The organism is Pseudomonas sp. LBUM1659 (genome assembly GCF_059716045.1).
In genome coordinates, this window is sequence record NZ_CP166797.1 from 106,186 (window position 1) to 125,303 (window position 19,118).

At 57.5% G+C, this 19,118-nt stretch carries 23 protein-coding genes and 1 pseudogene; 12 read left to right on the forward strand and 12 right to left on the reverse strand.

The features are described 5' to 3' along the window. Positions 1 to 26: 26 nt before the first annotated feature. A complete protein-coding gene (gene coxB, locus ACA048_RS00465) occupies positions 27 to 1,154 on the reverse strand; it encodes a cytochrome c oxidase subunit II (RefSeq protein WP_497627499.1) in 1,128 nt (375 codons plus the stop codon). Between the two features lie 371 nt (positions 1,155 to 1,525). On the opposite strand from coxB, the gene ACA048_RS00470 reads away from it, so the two are divergent. Continuing rightward, complete coding sequence (locus ACA048_RS00470; protein ID WP_497627500.1) at positions 1,526 to 2,176, forward strand: hypothetical protein; 651 nt, start codon at positions 1,526 to 1,528, stop codon at positions 2,174 to 2,176. A gap of 149 nt (positions 2,177 to 2,325) precedes the next feature. Here ACA048_RS00470 and ACA048_RS00475 read toward each other — a convergent pair. The 3 genes and pseudogenes from ACA048_RS00475 to ACA048_RS00485 form a co-directional block, all read right to left on the reverse strand. Next, positions 2,326 to 2,925, reverse strand: a pseudogene (locus ACA048_RS00475) (SulP family inorganic anion transporter); the annotation flags it as partial. Positions 2,926 to 2,982: 57 nt separating this feature from the next. Further along, on the reverse strand, positions 2,983 to 3,711 hold the full coding sequence (locus ACA048_RS00480; RefSeq protein WP_497627501.1) for a carbonic anhydrase: 729 nt from the start codon (positions 3,709 to 3,711) through the stop codon (positions 2,983 to 2,985). A 243-nt stretch (positions 3,712 to 3,954) separates the two neighbouring features. Next, positions 3,955 to 5,013, reverse strand: a complete 1,059-nt coding sequence (locus ACA048_RS00485) for a PA0069 family radical SAM protein (protein WP_497627502.1) — start codon at positions 5,011 to 5,013, stop codon at positions 3,955 to 3,957. A 193-nt stretch (positions 5,014 to 5,206) separates the two neighbouring features. Between ACA048_RS00485 and ACA048_RS00490 the strand changes: the two genes are divergently transcribed. Together ACA048_RS00490 and ACA048_RS00495 are read left to right on the forward strand one after the other, a co-directional pair. Further along, positions 5,207 to 5,509, forward strand: coding sequence for a hypothetical protein (locus tag ACA048_RS00490; protein ID WP_497627503.1), 303 nt, complete (start codon positions 5,207 to 5,209; stop codon positions 5,507 to 5,509). 218 nt (positions 5,510 to 5,727) lie between these two features. Beyond that, a complete protein-coding gene (locus ACA048_RS00495; RefSeq protein WP_497627504.1) occupies positions 5,728 to 6,375 on the forward strand; it encodes a dual specificity protein phosphatase family protein in 648 nt (215 codons plus the stop codon). 56 nt (positions 6,376 to 6,431) lie between these two features. Here ACA048_RS00495 and ACA048_RS00500 read toward each other — a convergent pair whose 3' ends face one another. Continuing rightward, complete coding sequence (locus tag ACA048_RS00500) at positions 6,432 to 6,719, reverse strand: YheV family putative zinc ribbon protein (protein WP_497627505.1); 288 nt, start codon at positions 6,717 to 6,719, stop codon at positions 6,432 to 6,434. Further along, positions 6,716 to 8,794 (reverse strand): oligopeptidase A, encoded by a 2,079-nt coding sequence (prlC, locus tag ACA048_RS00505; RefSeq protein ID WP_497627506.1) that lies wholly within the window; start codon positions 8,792 to 8,794, stop codon positions 6,716 to 6,718. The genes ACA048_RS00500 and prlC overlap by 4 nt, the downstream gene beginning before the upstream one ends. 62 nt (positions 8,795 to 8,856) lie before the next feature. Between prlC and ACA048_RS00510 the strand changes: the two genes are divergently transcribed. The 3 genes from ACA048_RS00510 (at position 8,857) to ACA048_RS00520 (ending at position 10,716) form a co-directional block, all read left to right on the forward strand. After that, positions 8,857 to 9,402 carry a gamma carbonic anhydrase family protein gene (locus tag ACA048_RS00510; protein WP_497627507.1) on the forward strand — a complete coding sequence of 182 codons (546 nt, stop codon included), beginning with the start codon at positions 8,857 to 8,859 and terminating at the stop codon, positions 9,400 to 9,402. Positions 9,403 to 9,431: 29 nt separating this feature from the next. Next, the gene (locus ACA048_RS00515; protein ID WP_497627508.1) at positions 9,432 to 10,082 is read left to right on the forward strand and encodes an HAD family hydrolase; all 651 of its coding nucleotides are present in this window, start codon (positions 9,432 to 9,434) and stop codon (positions 10,080 to 10,082) included. A gap of 175 nt (positions 10,083 to 10,257) precedes the next feature. Then, positions 10,258 to 10,716: an REP-associated tyrosine transposase gene (locus tag ACA048_RS00520; protein WP_497627509.1), complete on the forward strand. Its 459-nt coding sequence runs from the start codon at positions 10,258 to 10,260 to the stop codon at positions 10,714 to 10,716. A 129-nt stretch (positions 10,717 to 10,845) separates the two neighbouring features. On the opposite strand, the gene ACA048_RS00525 is transcribed toward ACA048_RS00520, so the two are convergent. Beyond that, positions 10,846 to 11,934 carry an aminopeptidase gene (locus ACA048_RS00525; RefSeq protein ID WP_497627510.1) on the reverse strand — a complete coding sequence of 363 codons (1,089 nt, stop codon included), beginning with the start codon at positions 11,932 to 11,934 and terminating at the stop codon, positions 10,846 to 10,848. Positions 11,935 to 11,993: 59 nt separating this feature from the next. On the opposite strand from ACA048_RS00525, the gene ACA048_RS00530 reads away from it, so the two are divergent. Next, the gene (locus ACA048_RS00530; protein ID WP_497627511.1) at positions 11,994 to 12,416 is read left to right on the forward strand and encodes a PA0061/PA0062 family lipoprotein; all 423 of its coding nucleotides are present in this window, start codon (positions 11,994 to 11,996) and stop codon (positions 12,414 to 12,416) included. 41 nt (positions 12,417 to 12,457) lie between these two features. Then, positions 12,458 to 12,880, forward strand: coding sequence for a PA0061/PA0062 family lipoprotein (locus ACA048_RS00535; RefSeq protein ID WP_497627512.1), 423 nt, complete (start codon positions 12,458 to 12,460; stop codon positions 12,878 to 12,880). 6 nt (positions 12,881 to 12,886) lie between these two features. On the opposite strand, the gene ACA048_RS00540 is transcribed toward ACA048_RS00535, so the two are convergent. After that, positions 12,887 to 13,120 (reverse strand): DUF1161 domain-containing protein, encoded by a 234-nt coding sequence (locus ACA048_RS00540; RefSeq protein WP_497627513.1) that lies wholly within the window; start codon positions 13,118 to 13,120, stop codon positions 12,887 to 12,889. A 155-nt stretch (positions 13,121 to 13,275) separates the two neighbouring features. Beyond that, a complete protein-coding gene (locus ACA048_RS00545; protein WP_489334983.1) occupies positions 13,276 to 13,707 on the reverse strand; it encodes an OsmC family protein in 432 nt (143 codons plus the stop codon). Positions 13,708 to 13,948: 241 nt separating this feature from the next. Here ACA048_RS00545 and ACA048_RS00550 point away from each other — a divergent pair, with 241 nt between their 5' ends. Beyond that, complete coding sequence (locus ACA048_RS00550; protein WP_497627515.1) at positions 13,949 to 14,950, forward strand: LLM class flavin-dependent oxidoreductase; 1,002 nt, start codon at positions 13,949 to 13,951, stop codon at positions 14,948 to 14,950. A gap of 65 nt (positions 14,951 to 15,015) precedes the next feature. Here ACA048_RS00550 and ACA048_RS00555 read toward each other — a convergent pair whose 3' ends face one another. After that, positions 15,016 to 15,237 carry a DUF1161 domain-containing protein gene (locus tag ACA048_RS00555; RefSeq protein ID WP_497627516.1) on the reverse strand — a complete coding sequence of 74 codons (222 nt, stop codon included), beginning with the start codon at positions 15,235 to 15,237 and terminating at the stop codon, positions 15,016 to 15,018. A gap of 121 nt (positions 15,238 to 15,358) precedes the next feature. Beyond that, on the reverse strand, positions 15,359 to 15,574 hold the full coding sequence (locus ACA048_RS00560) for a dodecin (RefSeq protein ID WP_007947897.1): 216 nt from the start codon (positions 15,572 to 15,574) through the stop codon (positions 15,359 to 15,361). A gap of 155 nt (positions 15,575 to 15,729) precedes the next feature. Here ACA048_RS00560 and ACA048_RS00565 point away from each other — a divergent pair, with 155 nt between their 5' ends. Continuing rightward, the gene (locus ACA048_RS00565; RefSeq protein WP_223521125.1) at positions 15,730 to 16,056 is read left to right on the forward strand and encodes an ElaB/YgaM/YqjD family protein; all 327 of its coding nucleotides are present in this window, start codon (positions 15,730 to 15,732) and stop codon (positions 16,054 to 16,056) included. Here ACA048_RS00565 and ACA048_RS00570 read toward each other — a convergent pair. Beyond that, positions 16,053 to 16,946 carry a LysR family transcriptional regulator gene (locus tag ACA048_RS00570; protein ID WP_497627517.1) on the reverse strand — a complete coding sequence of 298 codons (894 nt, stop codon included), beginning with the start codon at positions 16,944 to 16,946 and terminating at the stop codon, positions 16,053 to 16,055. The two genes, ACA048_RS00565 and ACA048_RS00570, sit on opposite strands and share 4 nt — an antisense overlap. A gap of 112 nt (positions 16,947 to 17,058) precedes the next feature. On the opposite strand from ACA048_RS00570, the gene trpB reads away from it, so the two are divergent. Both trpB and trpA read left to right on the forward strand, forming a co-directional pair. Further along, on the forward strand, positions 17,059 to 18,279 hold the full coding sequence (gene trpB / locus ACA048_RS00575; RefSeq protein WP_452628853.1) for a tryptophan synthase subunit beta: 1,221 nt from the start codon (positions 17,059 to 17,061) through the stop codon (positions 18,277 to 18,279). Further along, complete coding sequence (gene trpA / locus ACA048_RS00580; RefSeq protein ID WP_223521119.1) at positions 18,279 to 19,091, forward strand: tryptophan synthase subunit alpha; 813 nt, start codon at positions 18,279 to 18,281, stop codon at positions 19,089 to 19,091. Before trpB ends, trpA begins: the two co-directional genes overlap by 1 nt. The last annotated feature ends 27 nt before the right edge of the window (positions 19,092 to 19,118 follow it).

Genomic DNA, 19,118 nt, shown 5'->3' on the forward strand with positions numbered 1-19,118 from the left:
GTTCCTTGGGTGCGCAATAGACCGGGTCATTTGCTTTCCGCCTGTTTCAGCTCCAGCACTTCTTTAGGCGTGACCATGTCGCCCTTGTTGTTGCCCCAGGCATTACGTTCGTAGGTCACGACCGCCGCTATATCGACTTCCGAGAGCTGCTTGCCAAACGCCGCCATGGCGGTGCCGGGCTTGCCGTGGAAGACAATGCTCAGGTGATCCTTGATCGGTCCGGTAGCGATTTTCGAGCCCTTGAGTGCCGGGAACATCGGCGGCAAGCCCTGACCTTCGGCCTGGTGACAGGCCACGCAAGTGGTGTGATAGACCTTGTCGCCGCGCTCCTTGAGCTCGTCGAGGGTCCATTCCTTGCTGGTCAGCTCTTTGAGTTGCAGGGCTTCAGCCTTGCGTTCGGCGAGCCATTTTTCGTAATCAGCCTTTTCCTTGACCTCGACCACAATCGGCATGAAGCCGTGGTCCTTGCCGCACAACTCTGCGCATTGACCACGGTAGATGCCGGGCTTGTCGACGCGGGTCCAGGCTTCGTTGACGAACCCCGGGATCGCATCGCGCTTGACCGCGAAGGCCGGCACCCACCAGGAGTGGATGACATCGGCGGAGGTCACAAGGAAGCGCACCTTCGCGCCGATCGGCAGCACCAGCGGCTTGTCGACCTCAAGCAAATAGTGCTCGCCCTTGGTTTCCTTGTTGTGGATCTGGTCGGCGGGGGTGTTCAGGTTGCTGAAGAACTCAACCTCCTGGCCCAGGTATTTGTAGTGCCACTTCCACTGATAGCCCGTGACCTGGATGTCGATATCCGGCTCGCTGGCGTCATACATCTTGATCAGGGTAGCCGTCGCGGGCACCGCCATGGCCACCAGGATCAGGAAGGGCACGATGGTCCAGAGGATTTCAACGGTGGTGCTTTCATGAAATTTTGCAGCCACCTGCCCGGTAGAGCGGCGGTGCAGAATCATCGACCAGAACATGGCCCCGAAGACGACGATGCCGATCACTACACAGATCCAGAAAATGGTCATGTGCAGATCAAATACTGCGTGACTGATTTCAGTCGCTCCTGGCGCCATATTCACAGTCCAGGCGGCTTGCGCCTGACTGAAAATCGACCACAACAGGAGGCCCATCCAGACGTGTGGATGTCGCATCATTGCGGGTTCCCCTTATCGTTCTTGTTATCCCGCCGGCTTTCACCTGCGGCAAGGGAGCGGCTTTTTCAGACTACGAACTTGAATCGCCGAGCCTTGCTGCGTGTGCAGTCGGGCGTCATCAGCTAACTCCATTCCCACCCGAGTATAGACAGCGACTGCCACCTCGCAATGTGAAGGCGTAAATGATCTGAAACAGCTGGGACTTGCGTTCAAGGGCAGGAATGGAGAAGGATGCAGACGAGAGGTGGCAAACCGATATAACGGAGGCGTCTCAGGGATGAAACAATTATGACAAATGCGTCTTAGCATTTTTCATAAGGCAGCTAAGTTATGTCTTCCCTATTTCATTGCCGTTGTTTCCTGGAGTTTTCATGAACACCGCCGCATTGCGCGAGCAGATCCAAAAAGCCCAACAACACGAAGCCGAGACCGGCCAGCTGACGCGTCAGCTGGAAAGCAAACTGCCTCATCTACACCCTTCGATCCAATTGCCGGAGGCGGACGCCAATGGCGTGCTGACACGTTTTGTCGCCGCCTACATCGACGAAGTACCTGATCTGCTGGAAGCAGCCAATGAAGTGGCCAGGGAAGCCGGTATCGAGTCACAGATCAAACCGGTGCTGAAAATTGCCGAACAGTACTTCCTTCAGCCTCCGGCAATCATGGCCGGGCATGTCGGACTGGACAGCCTGCTGGACGAAGCCTACCTGGCGCACCGCTTTGTAGAAGAGGTCAACGACCTGTACATCAAACATTTTGGCCAGCCACTGATCCCCTTGGACATGACTGTCGCCAACCTGATTGCCCACCAATTGATCGGTGAGGTGTTTGCCAACCAACTGGATGAAGTGGTGCGTCATGCCCTGGACGAGATGCTCGACGACCAGAGCTTTGCATTGGAGTCGGTAGAAGCCTACCGCGAAAAACTCAGCAGCCCGGACACCGGCGCCGCGTGGAAGCGCTGGCCGTGCATGTCTCGCCGCTTGGGCGTAGGCTTGGAGCTGGATCAGCCGGCGGCTTGATCCATTGATCAACACAATCCCCCTGTAGGAGCTGAGTTTGCTCTGGGCGGCGTTCCGACGATGCGGTGTATCAGTCGACGTCAATGTCGAATGTAAATCCGTCATCGTCGGAACGCCGCCCGGAGCACGCTCGGCTCCTACAAGGCGATTTAACCGGTGGAACCCACTCCGGACGTAGTCCGCAACCGTCCTTCCAACCTGCGCTTCAACCCCCGCGCTTCAATCAGCAGTGTCGAACCCTTGGCCGCATTCGCCCGACCCCATTCCTCAAGCAATTCAAGACATGAGTGATCGATGTAGCTCAGGTTATTGAGCGGCACATGCACCGTCGCATCGGCGGGAATGGTGCCCAGCACCTGGGTCAGCGCCGGCACCGCGAGAAAGGTCACTGCCCCCGTCAGCCGCTACTCCATTTCTCCCTTTGCCGGCAGGTCGATCAAGCTGATTTTCAGCCGCGAAGCCTTCCAGGCCAGTTTGGCCAAGGTCATGCCGAAGCCCATCAACACACCTGTGAGCAGATCGCCAACGCAATCGCCGCGTAGGTGAACAATCGGCATCCGGCCATAGCGGCCCAACCCGCGAAAGGCCTTGAGATCGACCAGTTTGAACCCGGCGTAGACCCGCACACCGGCAAGGCTCGCTACCGGAATGCTTTGCAACACACTCGACAGCAACAACACGAACGCCAGCAACCACAGGCCGTGGAAGATGGCCGACAGTCGCGTGGTGGCGCCGGCCCCTAGCATGGCGAAGCCGGGCTACTGAATCAGTAGCCTCGGCTAAACCACACAGGGATTCAGGAGGTGTTAGAAACGCGCTTTGGGCGTTGCCACCGGAATCGGATGGCTGCCATCGAGCGGCAGGAAACAACCCTGGTCCGCGTCGTAAGCTTTGATTTCGCTGGTTTCGATGCTGTAGACCCAACCATGGATAAACAGCTGACCATTGGCCATGCGCGAGGCCACCGATGGATGCGTGCGTAAATGCTGTAACTGTGCGATCACATTCTCCTCGGTGAGGATGTGCATGCTTTCGTTTTCGTCAGCGCAATGGCAGTTTTCCTGGACCATGGTTTTCGCCACTTCGGCGTGACGAAGCCAGGCTTTGACCGTCGGCATTTTTTCCAGGCTTTGCGGGTTCAGCACCGCACGCATCGCGCCACAGTCGGAGTGCCCGCAAATGATGATGTGCTGCACGCCGAGGGCCAGGACCGCGTACTCGATGGCGGTGGAAACACCGCCGTTCATTTGCCCGTAAGGCGGTACAACGTTGCCGACGTTACGGGTTACGAACAGATCGCCGGGAGCGCTTTGGGTGATCAGTTCAGGAACGATGCGCGAGTCGGCGCAGGCGATGAACATCGCTCTGGGGCTCTGGGCCGTGGCGAGCTTTTTGAAGAGTTCTTCCTGCTGTGGAAAGACCTCGTGATGAAAATGCAAAAAGCCGTCAACGATATGCTGCAGCGCAGCATCGGCGGTTTCCGCCTCGGGGAGTTGCGCCGACGCAGCTGATGGCTGTTTATCCTTGTCACTCATGAATTCATCCTCAATTGGCGGAGTCAGGGAAGTTTCCCGTTTTGTCCGATGTGAAGCCAGTGGCTGTTAAAAAACCTCCAGGTCGCAAGCTCGACCCATCAGTCACTCGATGAACAAGGTGGCGGCCGAAACTTAACACAAACTGAATAAAACGCTCTAGAACGTGCGTTTCAGGTCACAAAAAACGTGACAGGCCTGAGGGCAGCATGCGTTTCTTACTACTCAACCTTAGGCCAATTGTCCTCAAATCAACGACATCTGGCGACCTGGCGGACAGAAGGCTTCACAGTCCAGATCAAAACCTTCGCGACGATTAAGCCCCAGGCGTTTGATAGCTTTGGCAAAACGTTGCGCCAGCAGGTCGGCAAAGGGACCTTCGCCGCGCATCCGGGCGCCAAACCGACTGTCATAGAGTTCACCGCCACGGCTCTGGCGGATCAGGCTCAGCACATGAGCGGCACGCTGAGGATAGTGGGCGGCCAGCCATTCTTCGAACAGCGGCGCCACCTCCAGTGGCAGACGCAGCATCATGTACGCCGCACTTTGGGCGCCGGCCGCATGAGCCTCTGTCAGCAGACTTTCAAGTTCGCTGTCATTGATCATCGGAATCATCGGCGAGCACAACACGCCAACCGGAATACCCGCTTCACGCATCACACGGATCGCCCGCAACCGGGCCTTGGGTGCCGCCGCGCGTGGTTCGAGGATGCGCTTGAGTTCGTCGTCCAGGGTGGTGAGGCTGATCATCACCGCCACCAGGCGTTGCTCGGCGAGTTCGGCCAGCAGGTCCAGGTCACGAAGAATCAGCGAGCCTTTGGTGATGATGGTCACCGGATGACGGTACCGCAGCAGCACTTCGAGGGTTTGGCGGGTGATTTTGTGCTCGCGCTCGATGGGCTGATACGGATCGGTGTTGGAGCCCAGGTTGATGGGTGCGCATTGATAGCCACGTTTGCTCAGTTGTTCTTCCAGCACATCGGCAGCGTTGGTCTTGGCGATCAGCCTGGTTTCGAAATCCAGCCCCGGCGACATGTCCCAATAGGCGTGACTGGGCCGCGCATAGCAATAAATGCACCCGTGCTCGCAGCCGCGATAGGGATTGATCGAGCGATCAAAGGGCAAGTCCGGCGAGTTGTTGCGGGTGATGATGGTTTTCGCTTTTTCGATACGCACCTCGGTGCCTTGGGTGACGGGCGCTTCCTGATACCAGCCGTCATCCTCGGCCACCGAACGATTCGGTGCGAAGCGGTTGTGCGGGTTGGTGGCGGTGCCGCGTCCGCGAGGTGGCAAGGGAGTAGCCATCGACAAGATCCTTTAGCTGTATGTGCATACAGTATCCGGGTTTGGCGGAATCGACCAGTGCCGTTCAGCACCTGACAGTGGTGAGTTTCGTCATTATGCGAAACATAATGCGCGTAGTACTTTTATCAGTCTTGTCAGTATCCTTCGCTTCACACGAAGTTGTCGTGTTTTCAATATTAAAAGGATTTAATAAATGTCTGGCTACAATCAGCGCGGTGTATTTTTGCAACTACAGGCGCCTTCTATCGTTAGTCCAAAAGAAGTTCGGATTTCCATGCAGTTCGCATTAAAGGAAGAGGGTTATGACCCTGAAAACCGTGCGCCCACCTACTCTCTACTGGACTCCAGCACCCGCGAGGCTGTGTCCAACGATGGCGGCATCACCTTTGCCATGGGCAACACACCTGATGTCAACGGGGATGGTGCAATCGATGCGCAGGACAAAGTTGTTTTGATTGCATTGGCGAAAGCCTATTCAAAGATTATCAATCCATGAATGCAGCTTAACTCCTGCAATCTATAAGTATTGATTGCAATAAACGACACGGAATTTCTCCGTGTCGTTTTTTTATAGAGGCTTATAGGCGTCGCGAATAAAGCCGGGATAAGCCATTCCATTCACAATTCTTTGACAGCCGGCTCACAGGCCTTTGACTGTTTGGGGCTGAAGCTCTGTGACACCTATCCACCCGATTCCCATACGGTTGCCCGAGCATGTCCCGACTGCGCCTATTTTCTGCGACGTTTCTGATATCACTGGCCGCATTTTTCAACCTGACTCTGGTCCATGCGGATGACAGCACGTCCCCTCGTCCGGCGGAATGGGCTCAACCGGTGGAAATGCAATACAACCTCTTTCAAATGTCCCCGACGCTCTACCGCAGCGCCTTGCCTGACCGCGGCGTCATTGCGTTGCTGGAAAAACTGAAGGTGAAAACCGTCATCAATTTCCTGCCCGAGACGGATTCAAGCTGGTTGTCTACGCCGGGTATCACTCAGGTCCAGTTGCCCTATCGCACCAATCACGCAGATGACGAGGATGTCCTTAAAGCCCTTCGTGCCATTCAGGTTGCCGAGTCCAATGGCCAGGTGCTGATTCACTGCAAACATGGGTCGGATCGCACGGGCTTGATGGCGGCCATGTATCGGGTCGTGATTCAGGGTTGGAGCAAGGAAGATGCCCTGAACGAAATGACTCGGGGCGGCTTTGGTGACAGTACCCATTTCAAGGATGGCGTGCGCTACATGATGCAGGCCGATGTCGACAAACTTCGCACCGCGTTGGCCAATGGCGATTGCAGCACAAGCCCATTCGCCACATGTTCGATGAAGAGCTGGTTAAAATCCGCTCACGTCGAATAAACAGGGGGTGAGGGCACCACCTTGAGCCCGGTTAAAAGGCGCAAGGTGGTGGTCAGTCAGTGTTGCTCGTCAGGCTTTTTCTTCAGCTTTGGGTTCGGGAAGAACTGCACGGCCTGAACCTTGGCGTCCGGCACTTTCAGTGCCGAAGTATTGACCCGCGTGCCCAATTCCTTGGGTACGGACAGACCTTGTTCATTCAATGTGTCGGAATAACCGCAGGCCACGCATTCGCGGTGTGGGACCTCGTCTTCGTTCCACATCATCAACTTGTCCGGCTCGCTGCACGCCGGGCAGACCGCCCCGGCGATAAAGCGTTTTTTGGTAATCACAGTCCCCTCGCTCATGCTGCCGCGACCTCACTCAGGCCGCTGTGGCGCAAGAGTGCGTCAATCGAGGGTTCACGGCCACGGAAGTCGACGAACAGCACCATCGGTTCCTGGGAGCCACCGCGCGCCAGAATGGCTTCGCGGAATGCGCGACCGGTCTCGGCATTGAGCACGCCGTCTTCTTCGAACTTCGAGAACGCGTCGGCCGACAGCACTTCGGCCCATTTGTAGCTGTAGTAACCCGCCGCGTAACCGCCAGCGAAGATATGCGCAAAGCTGTTCGGGAAACGGTTGTAGGCCGGTGGACGCATGACCGACACCTCGTCGCGTACGCCTTCAAGCACTTGCGCCACGCTACGGCCGTCGCCGTGGGTGGCGTGCAGTTCGAAGTCGAACAGCGAGAACTCCAGCTGACGCACCATCATCAGGCCGGACTGGAAGTTTTTCGCCGCGAGCATTTTCTGCAGCAGGTCTTGAGGCAGTGGCTCGCCGGTTTCGTAATGACCGGAGATCAACGCCAGACCTTCCGGCTCCCAGCACCAGTTTTCCATAAACTGGCTCGGCAGTTCGACCGCATCCCAGGCCACGCCGTTGATGCCGGAAACGCCGGCGTGTTCGACGCGGGTCAGCAGGTGGTGCAGGCCGTGACCGAACTCGTGGAACAGGGTGGTGACTTCATCGTGAGTCAGCAGTGCAGGCTTGCCGCTGTCGGCCGGGGTGAAGTTGCACACCAGGTTGGCCACCGGGTTTTGCAACGCGCCTTCAGCCGTGCGGCGACGGTCGCGAGCACCGTCCATCCACGCACCGCCGCGCTTGTTGGCGCGGGCGTAAAGGTCAAAGAAGAAACGGCCGACGTGCTGGCCGTTTTCCTTGATTTCGAACAGGCGAACATCCGGGTGCCAGGTGTCGAAGCCTTTCTGTTCGGCGATCTCGATGCCGTACAGACGCTGAACGATGGCGAACAAGCCGCCCAACACTTTGTCGATCGGGAAGTACGCGCGCAAGGCTTCCTGGGCAACGCTGTAACGTTGCTCGCGAAGTTTCTCGCCGTAGAATCCACTGTCCCAGCTTTGCAGGTCCGGGCAGCCTTGTTCGGCGGCGTAGGCTTTGAGCTGTTCCAGGTCCTGTGCGGCAAATGGCTTGCTGCGCTTGGCCAGGTCGCGCAGGAAACCCAGCACCTGATCGCTGGACTCGGCCATTTTGGTGGCCAGACTCAGCTCGGAGAAACTGGTGAAACCCAACAGCTTGGCCAATTCCTGGCGCAGGTCGAGGATTTCTTCCATCACCGGGCCGTTATCGTTCTGCCCGGCATTCGGGCCTTGGTCCGACGCACGGGTGCAGTAGGCGGCGTAGACTTCTTCGCGCAGGGCACGGTCGTGGGCGTAGGTCATCACCGCGTAGTAGCTCGGGAATTCCAAGGTGATCAGAAAGCCTTCCAGGCCTTTGGCCTGTGCGGCGGCAGCCATCTGCGCCCTGGTCGAATCGGTCAGGCCGGCGAGGGTGGCTTCATCGGTGACGTGCCTGGTCCAGGCCTGAGTGGCGTCGAGCAGCTGGTTGGAGAAACGGCTACCCAGTTCCGAGAGCTTGCTCTGCACTTCGGCGTAACGCTTTTGCTCGGCCTCTGGCAGGTCAATACCCGACAGACGGAAGTCACGCAGGGAGTGTTCCAGGATAGTTTTCTGCGCCACATCGAAACTGGCGGCTTCAGGGCTATTGGCCAGCGCTTCGAAGGCCTGGAACAGTTCGCGGTTCTGGCCCAGCTCGGTGGAATAGGCGCTCAAGGCCGGCAGACAGGACTCGTAGGCTTCACGCAATTGGGCGCTGTTGCACACGGCATTCAAGTGGCTGACCGGGCTCCAGGCGGCGCCCAGGCGATCATTGAGCTCGTCCATCGCCAGTACGAGGCCGGCCCAGGTCGGTTGTTTGCCCTGGGTCTTGAGGATCTCGATAATGGCGGCGCGGTTGTCAGCCAGGATCTGTTCAATGGCCGGTTGCACGTGTTCGGCACGGATCGCCGAGAACGGCGGCAGGTCGTAGGACTGCAAAAGAGGGTTGTTCACGCTCACGGTTGGCACCTTGGCTGGAAGAAACATGCGGCCATCTTAATTACAATCGACGCTCACCGCAGCTATCAGCAACAGAGAGAAACCCTATCGTGAACCTTCGCAAGTACCAGAACCACATGCCGCTGCTGGGCAAAGGCGCTTTTGTCGACAGCTCGGCGGTAGTGATCGGCGACGTCGAAATCGGCGAAGACAGCTCTGTCTGGCCGCTGACGGTGATCCGCGGCGACATGCACCGCATTCGTATCGGTGCGCGCACCAGTGTTCAGGACGGCTGCGTGCTGCACATTACCCATGCCGGCCCGTTCAACCCCGATGGCTTTCCGTTGCTGGTCGGCGACGATGTGACCATCGCGCATAAAGTCATGCTTCACGGTTGCAGCGTGGGCAGCCGGGTTCTGATCGGCATGGGCAGCATCGTCATGGACGGTGCGGTGGTCGAGGATGAGGTGATCATCGGCGCTGGCAGTCTGGTGCCGCCGGGCAAATGCCTGGAAAGCGGCTTCCTCTATGTGGGCAGCCCGGTGAAACAGATCCGCCCGCTGACTGACAAGGAAAAGACCTTTTTTACCTACAGTGCGGCGAATTACGTAAAGCTCAAGGATCTGCATCTGGCGGAAGGTTACGACCAGCTCTGACCCCGTCCCGTTTTTGCCCAGGAATAGTCATGCATTACCAAACCGTTTTATTCGACCTCGATGGCACCCTGACCGACCCGCGCGAGGGCATCACGCGTTCAATCCAGTTCGCCCTGAGCAAACTGGGCATCAATGAACCCGACCTGAGCAAGCTGGAACACTTCATCGGCCCGCCGCTGTTGCAGGCGTTCATGCAGTTTTACGACTTCGATGAGCCCAAGGCCTGGGAAGCGGTGAATTTTTATCGCGAACGCTTCAAAGTCACCGGTCTGTACGAGAACCGTGTGTTCGATGGCGTCACCCCGCTGCTGGAAACCTTGGGTGGGCAAGGGCGTCAGTTGTACATCGCGACGTCCAAGCCATGGGTGTTCGCCCGGGAAATCGCCCGGCATTTTGATTTCGCCAAACATTTCAAAGTGATTTACGGCAGTGAGCTGGATGGCACGCGTACGAATAAGGTCGAGTTGATTGCGCATCTGATGGCTGAAGAAGGCCTGGATCCTGCCAACACCCTGATGATCGGCGACCGCAAACATGACCTGATCGGTGCGCGCAGTAATGGGCTGGACTCGGCGGCGGTGGGTTATGGATTTGGCAGCCACGAAGAGCTGAGCGCAGAAGCGCCGACTTATCACTTTGAAACGCTGGATGAGATGCATCAGGCGTTTTTGCAGCGCTAGTTAAATCGCTATCGCGGGCAAGCCTTGCTCCTACAGGGTAGGCGTCGAGCGAATCCCGCAGGAGCAAGGCTTGCCCGCGATGGCGTTCTCCCAGACACATCCTGAGTAACTGTTGCGACTCAAATTTCGCTCCATGATCTAGCCTCAAAAGAAGATAGATCAAGGAGGATCATCAATGCCAAGTCAGCACCATGCCCATCGCCTACGTTTCGGACGTTACTCGCAGGAGGGGCAAATCTACTTGCTGACAGCCGTCGTCCGAAACCGCCAGCCTGTTCTCTCCAGTTTTCAAACGGGTCGATTAGTAGTCGATGCATTTAAAAAAGCCGAGCAAGAGCAATTTGCCAACTCATTGGCCTGGGTTGTCATGCCCGATCATTTCCATTGGCTTATTGAACTTCAAAACATTCCCTTGTCGACCCTGATGGCCCGCACGAAATCACGCACAACAGTCACATTGAACCGGACACTTCAGAGAGAAGGCCCGATTTGGCAGCCGGGATTCCATGATCGTGCCATTCGCAAAGAAGAAGATCTGCAGGCGATTGCTCGATACATCGTTGCCAATCCGTTGCGAACGGGATTGGTCGAGAGGGTTGGGGACTATCCGCTGTGGGACGCTATTTGGTTGTGAAGCAACTCTAGTGAGTGCTTGCGGACGCCATCGCGGGCAAGCCTTGCTCCTACAGGATATGCGTCGAGTCTACCCTTGGTGTCTGACTCGAATCCCGTAGGAGCAAGGCTTGCCCGCGATGGCGGCAGTTCAGTCGACGGAGATCTTATCTGCTAATGCTTTCAACGCCGCCTTGCGCTCCCCAACCGGCAGCGCCCCCAGCTTCTCGACCGCCGCATAAAACTTCATCCAATCCCCACCCTCTTGCCTGAATAAAGCGCTAAACGCCGGCACCCATTGGTCATACAACCCAAACGGCAACAGCCGGGCATTGTTCATCGGCGCGTTGATCCAGGCGTCATAGCGTCTGTCCCCAGCCCATTGGCTATCGCGTAATTGCCGGTATTCGCTGCGCAGCCGCTCGAACTCGGCGGCCTTGCGCTGGCGCATTTGATCCGCGGGCAATGGCAGGGCGTATAACTTTTCAAGACGCGTGCGAGTGTCCAGCACCAGTTGAGTGAATTGATCCCGTCGCTGTGCCTGTGCGCCGTTGTCCGGCGCCAGGCTGCGGGATGCACGCCATTGGCGCGTGCCTTCCTGTTCGACGAAGGTGGCGAAAGACTCGTTGAACTCAGTGTCGTCCTTTACATAAATACGTTGATGCGCCAGCTCATGGAAAATCAGCGTCGACAGCCGTTCGTCGCCCCAGCCCATCATCGAACTGATGATCGGATCGTTGAACCAGCCGAGCGTTGAGTAGGCCTCGACGCCGCCAATCGACACGTCCATTCCTTGCAGGCGCTGCACGGCTGCCTCGCCGCGGGCGGCGCTCTGGCTGTAGTAACCGCGATAGGCGACACAACCGGCGATCGGGAAGCAATGGTTCTGCGGTGTCAGGGAAAACTCCGGCGTGACGAAGACGTTCCAGACTACGTACGGCCGGCCAATGTCGGCATACAGCCGGTAGCTTTGGTTGTCTGGCAGGTGCAGATGCTCGCTGGCGAATGTCCGGGCTTTTTGTGACTGCGCCAGATGCGCGCGCAGTTTCTGATCGCGGGAGGGATCGGCAACCACCTCGGACACCGGCTCACGAGCCCGCAGCAGTTGCAGTTGGCCACTAGCCAACTGGCCGTAATAGCTGACGCTGGCGCAACCGTTGAGTAACAAAAGCAACACACCCGGAAACAAAACGCGGAAAACGCGATCAAGTAACCCAAGGCTTGGAAACGGCCGGATCAAAATAAAATCATCCCTGGAAAGTCTGTCGCAAGACTATCCCGCCTGACCGGAGCTGCGCTATGCACAAGTTGATGCTGACGGGGAGCCTGTTATTGCTGACGGGCTGTGCTGGATTTGGACTGCCCTACCATGACCCGTCGCAAGCGTGGATCGACCTGGACTCACAACAGGAAGACACGAAGCTGCAAGCGTTGGAAGTCGACGACAAAGCCGCCACCGGCAAACGCTATTTTCAGGTGCCGCCCGGCAGTCATGAGCTGACGGTGCGTTATCAGTTCCCGGTCCAGCCGACCAATATCGGCCCGGATGCCGAGCCGCTATGGCGTGACTGTCAGTTAAACGTGAAATACAACGAATTCAACGCCGGTGAGCGCTATCAGCTGCAAGCGGGGAATATCGGCTTTCGGCCGTGGGCAAAACTCTATAACCAACAACGAAAAGTGATTGGCCAAGGCACACCGGCAGGCTGCCAAGGCACCTGATCAGCGTTATGCTGAATGACCGAATCATTGGGACATTCATCATGCGCAGCTTGATGCTGTTGCTCGCCGCCAGTGCTGTTGCTGGCTGTCAGAGCCCGTTGCCGCCAGTTGATCCGCAGATGGCCTGGGTCGATTTTTCTGTGCCATTTCCCAACGATACGTTGTTGATGGCCGAACGGCTGGACAATCAGCGTTTGCGTGACGGGCGTTTTTTCCAGGTCATGCCCGGCAGCCACGTGTTGCTCGTCCGATTTGATTTTGAAGTGCCCGGTGGGAGTGGGGGCATGGGGGCTATGGACGGACCATCGGAACGGCTGTGCTACCTGACCATCAAGTACGATCATTTCGAAGCCGGCCAGCGTTATTTGCTGGTAGGCCAGTCGATAGTGTTTACCCCCGGCGCCCGGTTGTACAACGCCAAGCGCGAGATCGTCGCTGAAGACAGCGAGTCCTATTGCCTGTGAGGCGAATCAGCGGTCATTTTTCTGATAGATGATTTTTTTGGTGCCGCCGTCGCAGGTGCCTACGACCATGTTCTGATCGTGGACTTCGTCATTGGTGACGATTTCCAGGGTGTAGGACGAAACCTTTTGGGCCTGGATCTTGGCTTCGATCTCGGCCTTGAGTTCTTCACAGGGTTTCGGTGCTGCGAGGGCCGATGTGGCCAATGCGCAACAGATAACCGCCAAGGTAAAACGTTTCATGGTTGAAGCTCCTTTGAGGCAGCGCGCAGGGTAAGGCGCTTTCACTGCTGTCATTTATTCGACCACAATTTGGCTGGTCAGGTTTGTCCGGGCGCAAAAAAAGACCGCTGCCTGCTTCAGGCTGCGATCTTTTACAGGTGACTGCAAAGCTGTGATCAGCTGAGCAACGTCGCTTCCAGGCTGATTTTCGCATTCAACACTTTGGAAACCGGGCAGCCTTCTTTGGCCTTGTTGCTCAATTCCTCAAACTGCGCCTGAGTCGCCCCAGGGATTTTCGCCTTGAGGATCAACTTCACGGCCGTGATCGCAAAACCACCGTCTACCTGATCCAGGGTGACTTCGGCATGGGTATCGATGCTGTCAGCCTTGAGACCGGCATCACCAAGAATCATTGAAAACGCCATGGAGAAGCACCCCGCATGGGCTGCGCCGATCAGCTCTTCCGGATTGGTGCCTTTGCCGCCCTCGAAACGCGCTTTGAAGCCGTAAGGCGCTTCTCTGAGCACACCGGTTTCAGTGGAGATCGAGCCAATGCCGGTTTTCAGGTCACCTTCCCAATGAGCCGATGCTTTCTTCGTAATAGCCATATCTGCCTCCTCAAGATCCGGCACGAGCGTCGCGCCTTCGTGGTTTTCGCTTACAGGGTTCTGAGGATAGCTGCTGGTGCAAAGTTCACCTGATCTCATTAGTCCTACCGTTTTCGTAGGTTTTTTTGGCTTGGCTATTGAAACTCGGGTATATGCCCTCATTGCATGAAGCACGCTTATGGATTCGGCAGGTTTTCGTTTGCAAGAAATAACCTGCGACCTCAATTGGAGAAGCAGGTTTATGAAACGACTGTCCGACATCAAGTTCTCGACCCTTGATCTGGTGCCTGTGCGCGAGAACTGCAGCGCAGCTCAGTCACTGCGCAATTCCCTGGACCTGGCGCAACACGTCGAAAAATTCGGCTACAACCGCTTCTGGGTCGCCGAGCACCACAACATGGACGGCATCGCCAGCTCGGCGACTTCCGTGTTGCTAGGTTATCTGGCAGGCGGTACCTCGACCATTCGGGTCGGTTCAGGTGGCGTGATGCTGCCTAACCACGCGCCGCTGGTGATCGCCGAGCAGTTCGGCACCCTGGAAAGTCTGTACCCGGGGCGTATCGACCTGGGCTTGGGCCGCGCGCCCGGCTCTGATCAAATGACTGCCCGCGCGCTGCGTCGTGAACGTTCCGGCAGTGCCGATGACTTCCCGGAAGATGTGGCCGAATTGATGCGCTACCTCGGCCCACGCACTCCGGACCAGCGAATCATCGCCATGCCAGGCACCGGCACCAACGTCCCGGTCTGGTTGCTGGGCTCCAGCCTGTTCAGCGCGCAACTGGCCGGTGAGCGTGGTTTGCCCTACGCCTTCGCCTCCCATTTCGCACCGCGTTTCATGCATGAGGCGATTCGCGTTTACCGCAATCACTTCAAGCCTTCAGCGGTATTGGATAAGCCCTACGTGATGCTCGGTGTGCCGCTGGTGGCTGCTGATACTGACGAGCAGGCTGATTATCTGGCGACGTCGGTCTATCAGCGGATTCTCGCGCTGATGCGGGGGCAAAGTCTGGTTCAGCGTCCGCCAGTGAAAACCATGGACGGGTTGTGGCTGCCGCATGAGCGGGAAGCGGTCAGTGATTTTCTCGGATTGGCGATGGTGGGCAGTCCGCAGAAAATCCGCGCCAAACTGGACGTGCTGGTCGAGCAGACTCAGGCCGACGAACTGATTTTTACCTGCGACCTGTACGAACATTCGGATCGTCTGCACTCCTATGAACTGTTGGCGCAGGTCATGAAGGGCTGACGTTTGAAGCGCTTATAAAAAAGCCGACGCATTGCGTCGGCTTTTTCATTTAAAGCGCGATCAGTCTACTTCTTGTAGACGATGACCTTGGTTCCAAATTCGCATTTACCTACAACTTTCCCGCCTGCCTCGGCACCTTTATCGACGATTTCCAGTGCATAACCGGCAACGCCCTTAGCATCGAGTTTCGCAGCGATTTCGGCTTTCAACTCTTCGCACGACTTGGCGCTGGCAAACGCTGTCCCCGCAAGGCTCAACAAACCTACCGCTAAAATAAACTTCGTCATCGGTCGCATTCCCTGGTCGGATCAAAAGGGGGTATCCAGCGATCTGCCGGAGGCGCACATGTATCTTTGCCATTCCCTATGGCACTCGGCCAGCGCGCAAGTTCTGAAGACTAGCTCAAACTCAGCTGCTGGCAATCCGGAACCCGACTTTGAGCGTCACCTGAAAGTGCGCCGCCTTGCCGTCCTTGATGTGCCCGCGGGTTTCGGTCACTTCAAACCATTCCATGAGCTTGAGGCTTTTGCTGGCTTCAGCCAGCGCGTTATTGATGGCGTCTTCAATGCTGCTGGTGGACGAGCCGACCAGTTCGACTTTTTTGTAGGTGTGATGGTCAGTCATGGCGTTCTCCTCAGGGTGTGAATTACAGCCTAGCAGTGATTTTTAGTCTTACTTGCGTCAGTCAATCCGAAAGCGATGTGCAGATTTACTGCACTTTCTCCAACCCCTGAAGTCCCAACCAACACACGCAACTCAATCAATGCAGGAGAGCCACCATGGCCAACACTTCATTACGTAAAGCCTCATTGCAAAGCATGGAAGCTGAAATCGAGAGTCTGCTGAAATCGTTGGAAAGCCTGAAAGACGATGCTTCGGACGAGTCGCGTAGAACTCTGAAGGCCTTAAAAGCCAATGCCGAAAGTGCGCTGAAACATTCGCGTCATCTGCTCAGCGATGCGTACGAAGAAGTCAAAGTCAAAACCCGTGAAACCGGCATCGCCACTCGGGACTACGCCCAGGAGCATCCTTGGACGACAGCCGGTGTTGCCGTGGGTGCGTTGGGCCTTCTCGCGGCCTATCTGTTGTGCAAACGCGGGGATTAATCCGCCGGGTGCAGTTCGTTCTTGAGCCATTGCGCCAGTTGAAGAGCCCGCCCGTCAGCGGCACGCTTGGGTAACCACAACGCCAGTTGCGCCTGGGTTTCACTGAAACCCCATGGCGCAACCAGGCGACCGGCCTTCACGTCTTCGGCCACCAGTGGCTCCGGTGCAATCGCCACCCCCAGACCGGCCACTGCGGCTTCCAGCAAGTAATACAAATGCTCAAATCCTTGACCGTACTTCAACGCCTTGGCGTCGAGGCCACTTTGCTGTGCCCAACTCGGCCACGCCTGGGGTCGTGATGTGGTGTGTAGCAATGGCTCCTTCAGCAGCGCTATCGCCGGTGCGCCTTGCAACTTTTCGTATCCGGCGAATCGGGGGCTCATGACCGGGCCGATCCGCTCGCTGGTCAACTCATAGACCTGCATGTCCGCAGGCCATGGCGGCTCTGCAAACACCAGCAACGCATCGAGCCCTGGCCGACGCGGATCGAGATCGCCTTCTCCGGCTGACAGGTGCAGACGCAAGTCCGGCAAGTCCGCATTCAGCCGTCCCAGGCGTGGGATAAACCAGCGCGCAAGCAGACTTCCCGAGCAGCCGAGCACGAAGGGCGCATCGGCGGTGCTTTGCGTCAGCTCTGCACACACCGTGCGTAACCGTTCGAACGCTTCGCCGCTGGCATCACGCAACCGAATGCCGGCATCTGTGAGTTTAAGGCCGCGACCGTCCTTGATGAACAAGCTGACGCCGAGGTGTTCTTCGAGCACCTTGAGCTGCCGGCTGACCGCGCCATGGGTGACGTGCAGCTGCTCGGCGGCCAGACTGACGCTGTTCAGTCGGGCAGTCGCTTCGAAGGCACGAAGCGCGTTCAGCGGAGGAAGGTCGTGGCTCATGGGATCTGTGAGTTTTCCTGACAGGTTGTGGCGATCTTATCGGTTTTCAGTGCGTCACGTCAGGGGTAGAGTTAAGCCCATTGTCATCTCACGCATTCAACTGGAGCGACCCATGACTCAGACTAATCTGCGCAACGGCCCCGACGCCAACGGCCTGTTTGGCGCGTTCGGCGGCCGCTACGTCGCCGAAACCCTGATGCCGTTGATCCTCGACCTGGCCCGCGAATACGAAGCGGCCAAGGAAGATCCGGCGTTCAAAGAAGAATTGGCTTACTTCCAGCGTGACTACGTCGGACGTCCAAGCCCTCTGTATTACGCCGAACGTCTGACCGAGTTCTGCGGCGGCGCGAAGATTTATCTCAAGCGCGAAGAGCTGAACCACACCGGCGCGCACAAGATCAACAACTGCATCGGCCAGATCCTGCTGGCACGGCGCATGGGCAAGAAACGCATCATCGCCGAAACTGGCGCGGGCATGCACGGCGTGGCGACTGCCACCGTGGCGGCGCGTTTCGGTCTCGACTGCGTGATCTACATGGGCACCACCGACATCGAACGTCAGCAAGCCAACGTGTTCCGTATGAAGCTGCTGGGTGCTGAAGTGATCCCGGTCGTGGCCGGCACCGGCACCCTGAAAGACGCGATGAACGAAGCGCTGCGTGACTGGGTAACCAACGTCGACAGCACCTTCTATCTGATCGGCACTGTGGCCGGTCCGCACCCTTATCCAGCCATGGTTCGCGACTTCCAGGCCGTGATCGGCAAGGAAACCCGCGATCAATTGCAAGCTCAGGAAGGCCGTCTGCCAGATAGTCTGGTGGCGTGCATCGGCGGGGGCTCCAACGCCATGGGCCTGTTTCACCCGTTCCTTGACGACAAAAGCGTCGAGATCATCGGCGTCGAAGCCGCCGGTTACGGCATCGAGACCGGCAAGCACGCGGCCAGCTTGAACGGCGGCGTACCGGGCGTGCTGCACGGCAACCGAACGTTCCTGTTGCAGGACGACGATGGCCAGATCATCGACGCCCACTCGATTTCCGCCGGCCTCGACTACCCGGGTATCGGCCCGGAACATGCGTGGTTGCATGACATCGGTCGCGTTCAGTACACCTCGGTAACCGACGATGAAGCCCTCGACGCGTTCCACAAATGCTGCCGTCTGGAAGGGATTATTCCCGCACTGGAAAGCGCCCACGCCCTGGCCGAAGTGTTTAAACGCGCGCCGACCCTGCCGAAAGATCACCTGATGGTGGTCAACCTGTCCGGCCGTGGCGACAAAGACATGCAAACCGTGATGCACCATATGGAACAATCGAAGCAGGAGAAACACTGATGAGCCGCCTGCAAACGCGCTTTGCCGAACTCAAGGAACAGAATCGCGCCGCCCTGGTGACTTTCGTCACCGCTGGCGACCCGAGCTATGACACTTCCCTGGCGATCCTTAAAGGCTTGCCCGCTGCTGGCGCCGACGTGATTGAATTGGGCATGCCCTTCACCGATCCGATGGCCGATGGTCCGGCGATCCAGCTGGCCAACATTCGCGCCTTGGGCGCCAAACAGAACCTGGCGAAAACCCTGCAAATGGTTCGCGAGTTCCGTGAAGGCAACAGCGAGACTCCGCTGGTACTGATGGGCTATTTCAACCCGATCCACATGTACGGCGTGCCGCGCTTCATCGCCGATGCCAAAGAGGCCGGCGTTGATGGTCTGATCGTGGTCGACTTGCCCCCGGAACATAACGGCGAGTTGTGCGACCCGGCTCAAGCAGCGGGCCTGGATTTCATCCGCCTGACCACCCCGACCACCGATGACGTGCGTCTTCCGACCGTCCTGAACGGCAGCTCCGGTTTTGTTTACTACGTGTCGGTTGCTGGTGTGACCGGCGCAGGGGCGGCGACTCTGGAACACGTTGAAGAGGCGGTTGCCCGTCTGCGTCGCCACACTGATTTGCCGATCAGCATCGGTTTCGGCATTCGTACCCCGGAGCAGGCCGCTTCTATTGCTCGTCTGGCTGATGGTGTCGTTGTGGGGTCGGCGTTGATTGATCACATCGCCAACGCTTCGACGCCGGATCAGGCGATTGATGGCGTACTGAGCCTTTGCGCGGCGCTGGCAGAAGGCGTGCGCCAAGCGCGAGTCAGCTGAAGTTCAAGTTCCTGATACAGTGGAATT

Excerpts from the sequence above, each read along its gene's own strand:
- coxB (WP_497627499.1), bottom strand. The coding sequence starts at position 1,154 with ATGATGCGACATCCACACGTCTGGATGGGCCTCCTGTTGTGGTCGATT.
- ACA048_RS00470 (WP_497627500.1), top strand. The coding sequence starts at position 1,526 with ATGAACACCGCCGCATTGCGCGAGCAGATCCAAAAAGCCCAACAACAC.
- ACA048_RS00480 (WP_497627501.1), bottom strand. The coding sequence starts at position 3,711 with ATGAGTGACAAGGATAAACAGCCATCAGCTGCGTCGGCGCAACTCCCC.
- ACA048_RS00485 (WP_497627502.1), bottom strand. The coding sequence starts at position 5,013 with ATGGCTACTCCCTTGCCACCTCGCGGACGCGGCACCGCCACCAACCCG.
- ACA048_RS00490 (WP_497627503.1), top strand. The coding sequence starts at position 5,207 with ATGTCTGGCTACAATCAGCGCGGTGTATTTTTGCAACTACAGGCGCCT.
- ACA048_RS00495 (WP_497627504.1), top strand. The coding sequence starts at position 5,728 with ATGTCCCGACTGCGCCTATTTTCTGCGACGTTTCTGATATCACTGGCC.
- ACA048_RS00500 (WP_497627505.1), bottom strand. The coding sequence starts at position 6,719 with ATGAGCGAGGGGACTGTGATTACCAAAAAACGCTTTATCGCCGGGGCG.
- prlC (WP_497627506.1), bottom strand. The coding sequence starts at position 8,794 with ATGTTTCTTCCAGCCAAGGTGCCAACCGTGAGCGTGAACAACCCTCTT.
- ACA048_RS00515 (WP_497627508.1), top strand. The coding sequence starts at position 9,432 with ATGCATTACCAAACCGTTTTATTCGACCTCGATGGCACCCTGACCGAC.
- ACA048_RS00520 (WP_497627509.1), top strand. The coding sequence starts at position 10,258 with ATGCCAAGTCAGCACCATGCCCATCGCCTACGTTTCGGACGTTACTCG.
- ACA048_RS00530 (WP_497627511.1), top strand. The coding sequence starts at position 11,994 with ATGCACAAGTTGATGCTGACGGGGAGCCTGTTATTGCTGACGGGCTGT.
- ACA048_RS00535 (WP_497627512.1), top strand. The coding sequence starts at position 12,458 with ATGCGCAGCTTGATGCTGTTGCTCGCCGCCAGTGCTGTTGCTGGCTGT.
- ACA048_RS00540 (WP_497627513.1), bottom strand. The coding sequence starts at position 13,120 with ATGAAACGTTTTACCTTGGCGGTTATCTGTTGCGCATTGGCCACATCG.
- ACA048_RS00545 (WP_489334983.1), bottom strand. The coding sequence starts at position 13,707 with ATGGCTATTACGAAGAAAGCATCGGCTCATTGGGAAGGTGACCTGAAA.
- ACA048_RS00550 (WP_497627515.1), top strand. The coding sequence starts at position 13,949 with ATGAAACGACTGTCCGACATCAAGTTCTCGACCCTTGATCTGGTGCCT.
- ACA048_RS00555 (WP_497627516.1), bottom strand. The coding sequence starts at position 15,237 with ATGACGAAGTTTATTTTAGCGGTAGGTTTGTTGAGCCTTGCGGGGACA.
- ACA048_RS00560 (WP_007947897.1), bottom strand. The coding sequence starts at position 15,574 with ATGACTGACCATCACACCTACAAAAAAGTCGAACTGGTCGGCTCGTCC.
- ACA048_RS00565 (WP_223521125.1), top strand. The coding sequence starts at position 15,730 with ATGGCCAACACTTCATTACGTAAAGCCTCATTGCAAAGCATGGAAGCT.
- ACA048_RS00570 (WP_497627517.1), bottom strand. The coding sequence starts at position 16,946 with ATGAGCCACGACCTTCCTCCGCTGAACGCGCTTCGTGCCTTCGAAGCG.
- trpB (WP_452628853.1), top strand. The coding sequence starts at position 17,059 with ATGACTCAGACTAATCTGCGCAACGGCCCCGACGCCAACGGCCTGTTT.
- trpA (WP_223521119.1), top strand. The coding sequence starts at position 18,279 with ATGAGCCGCCTGCAAACGCGCTTTGCCGAACTCAAGGAACAGAATCGC.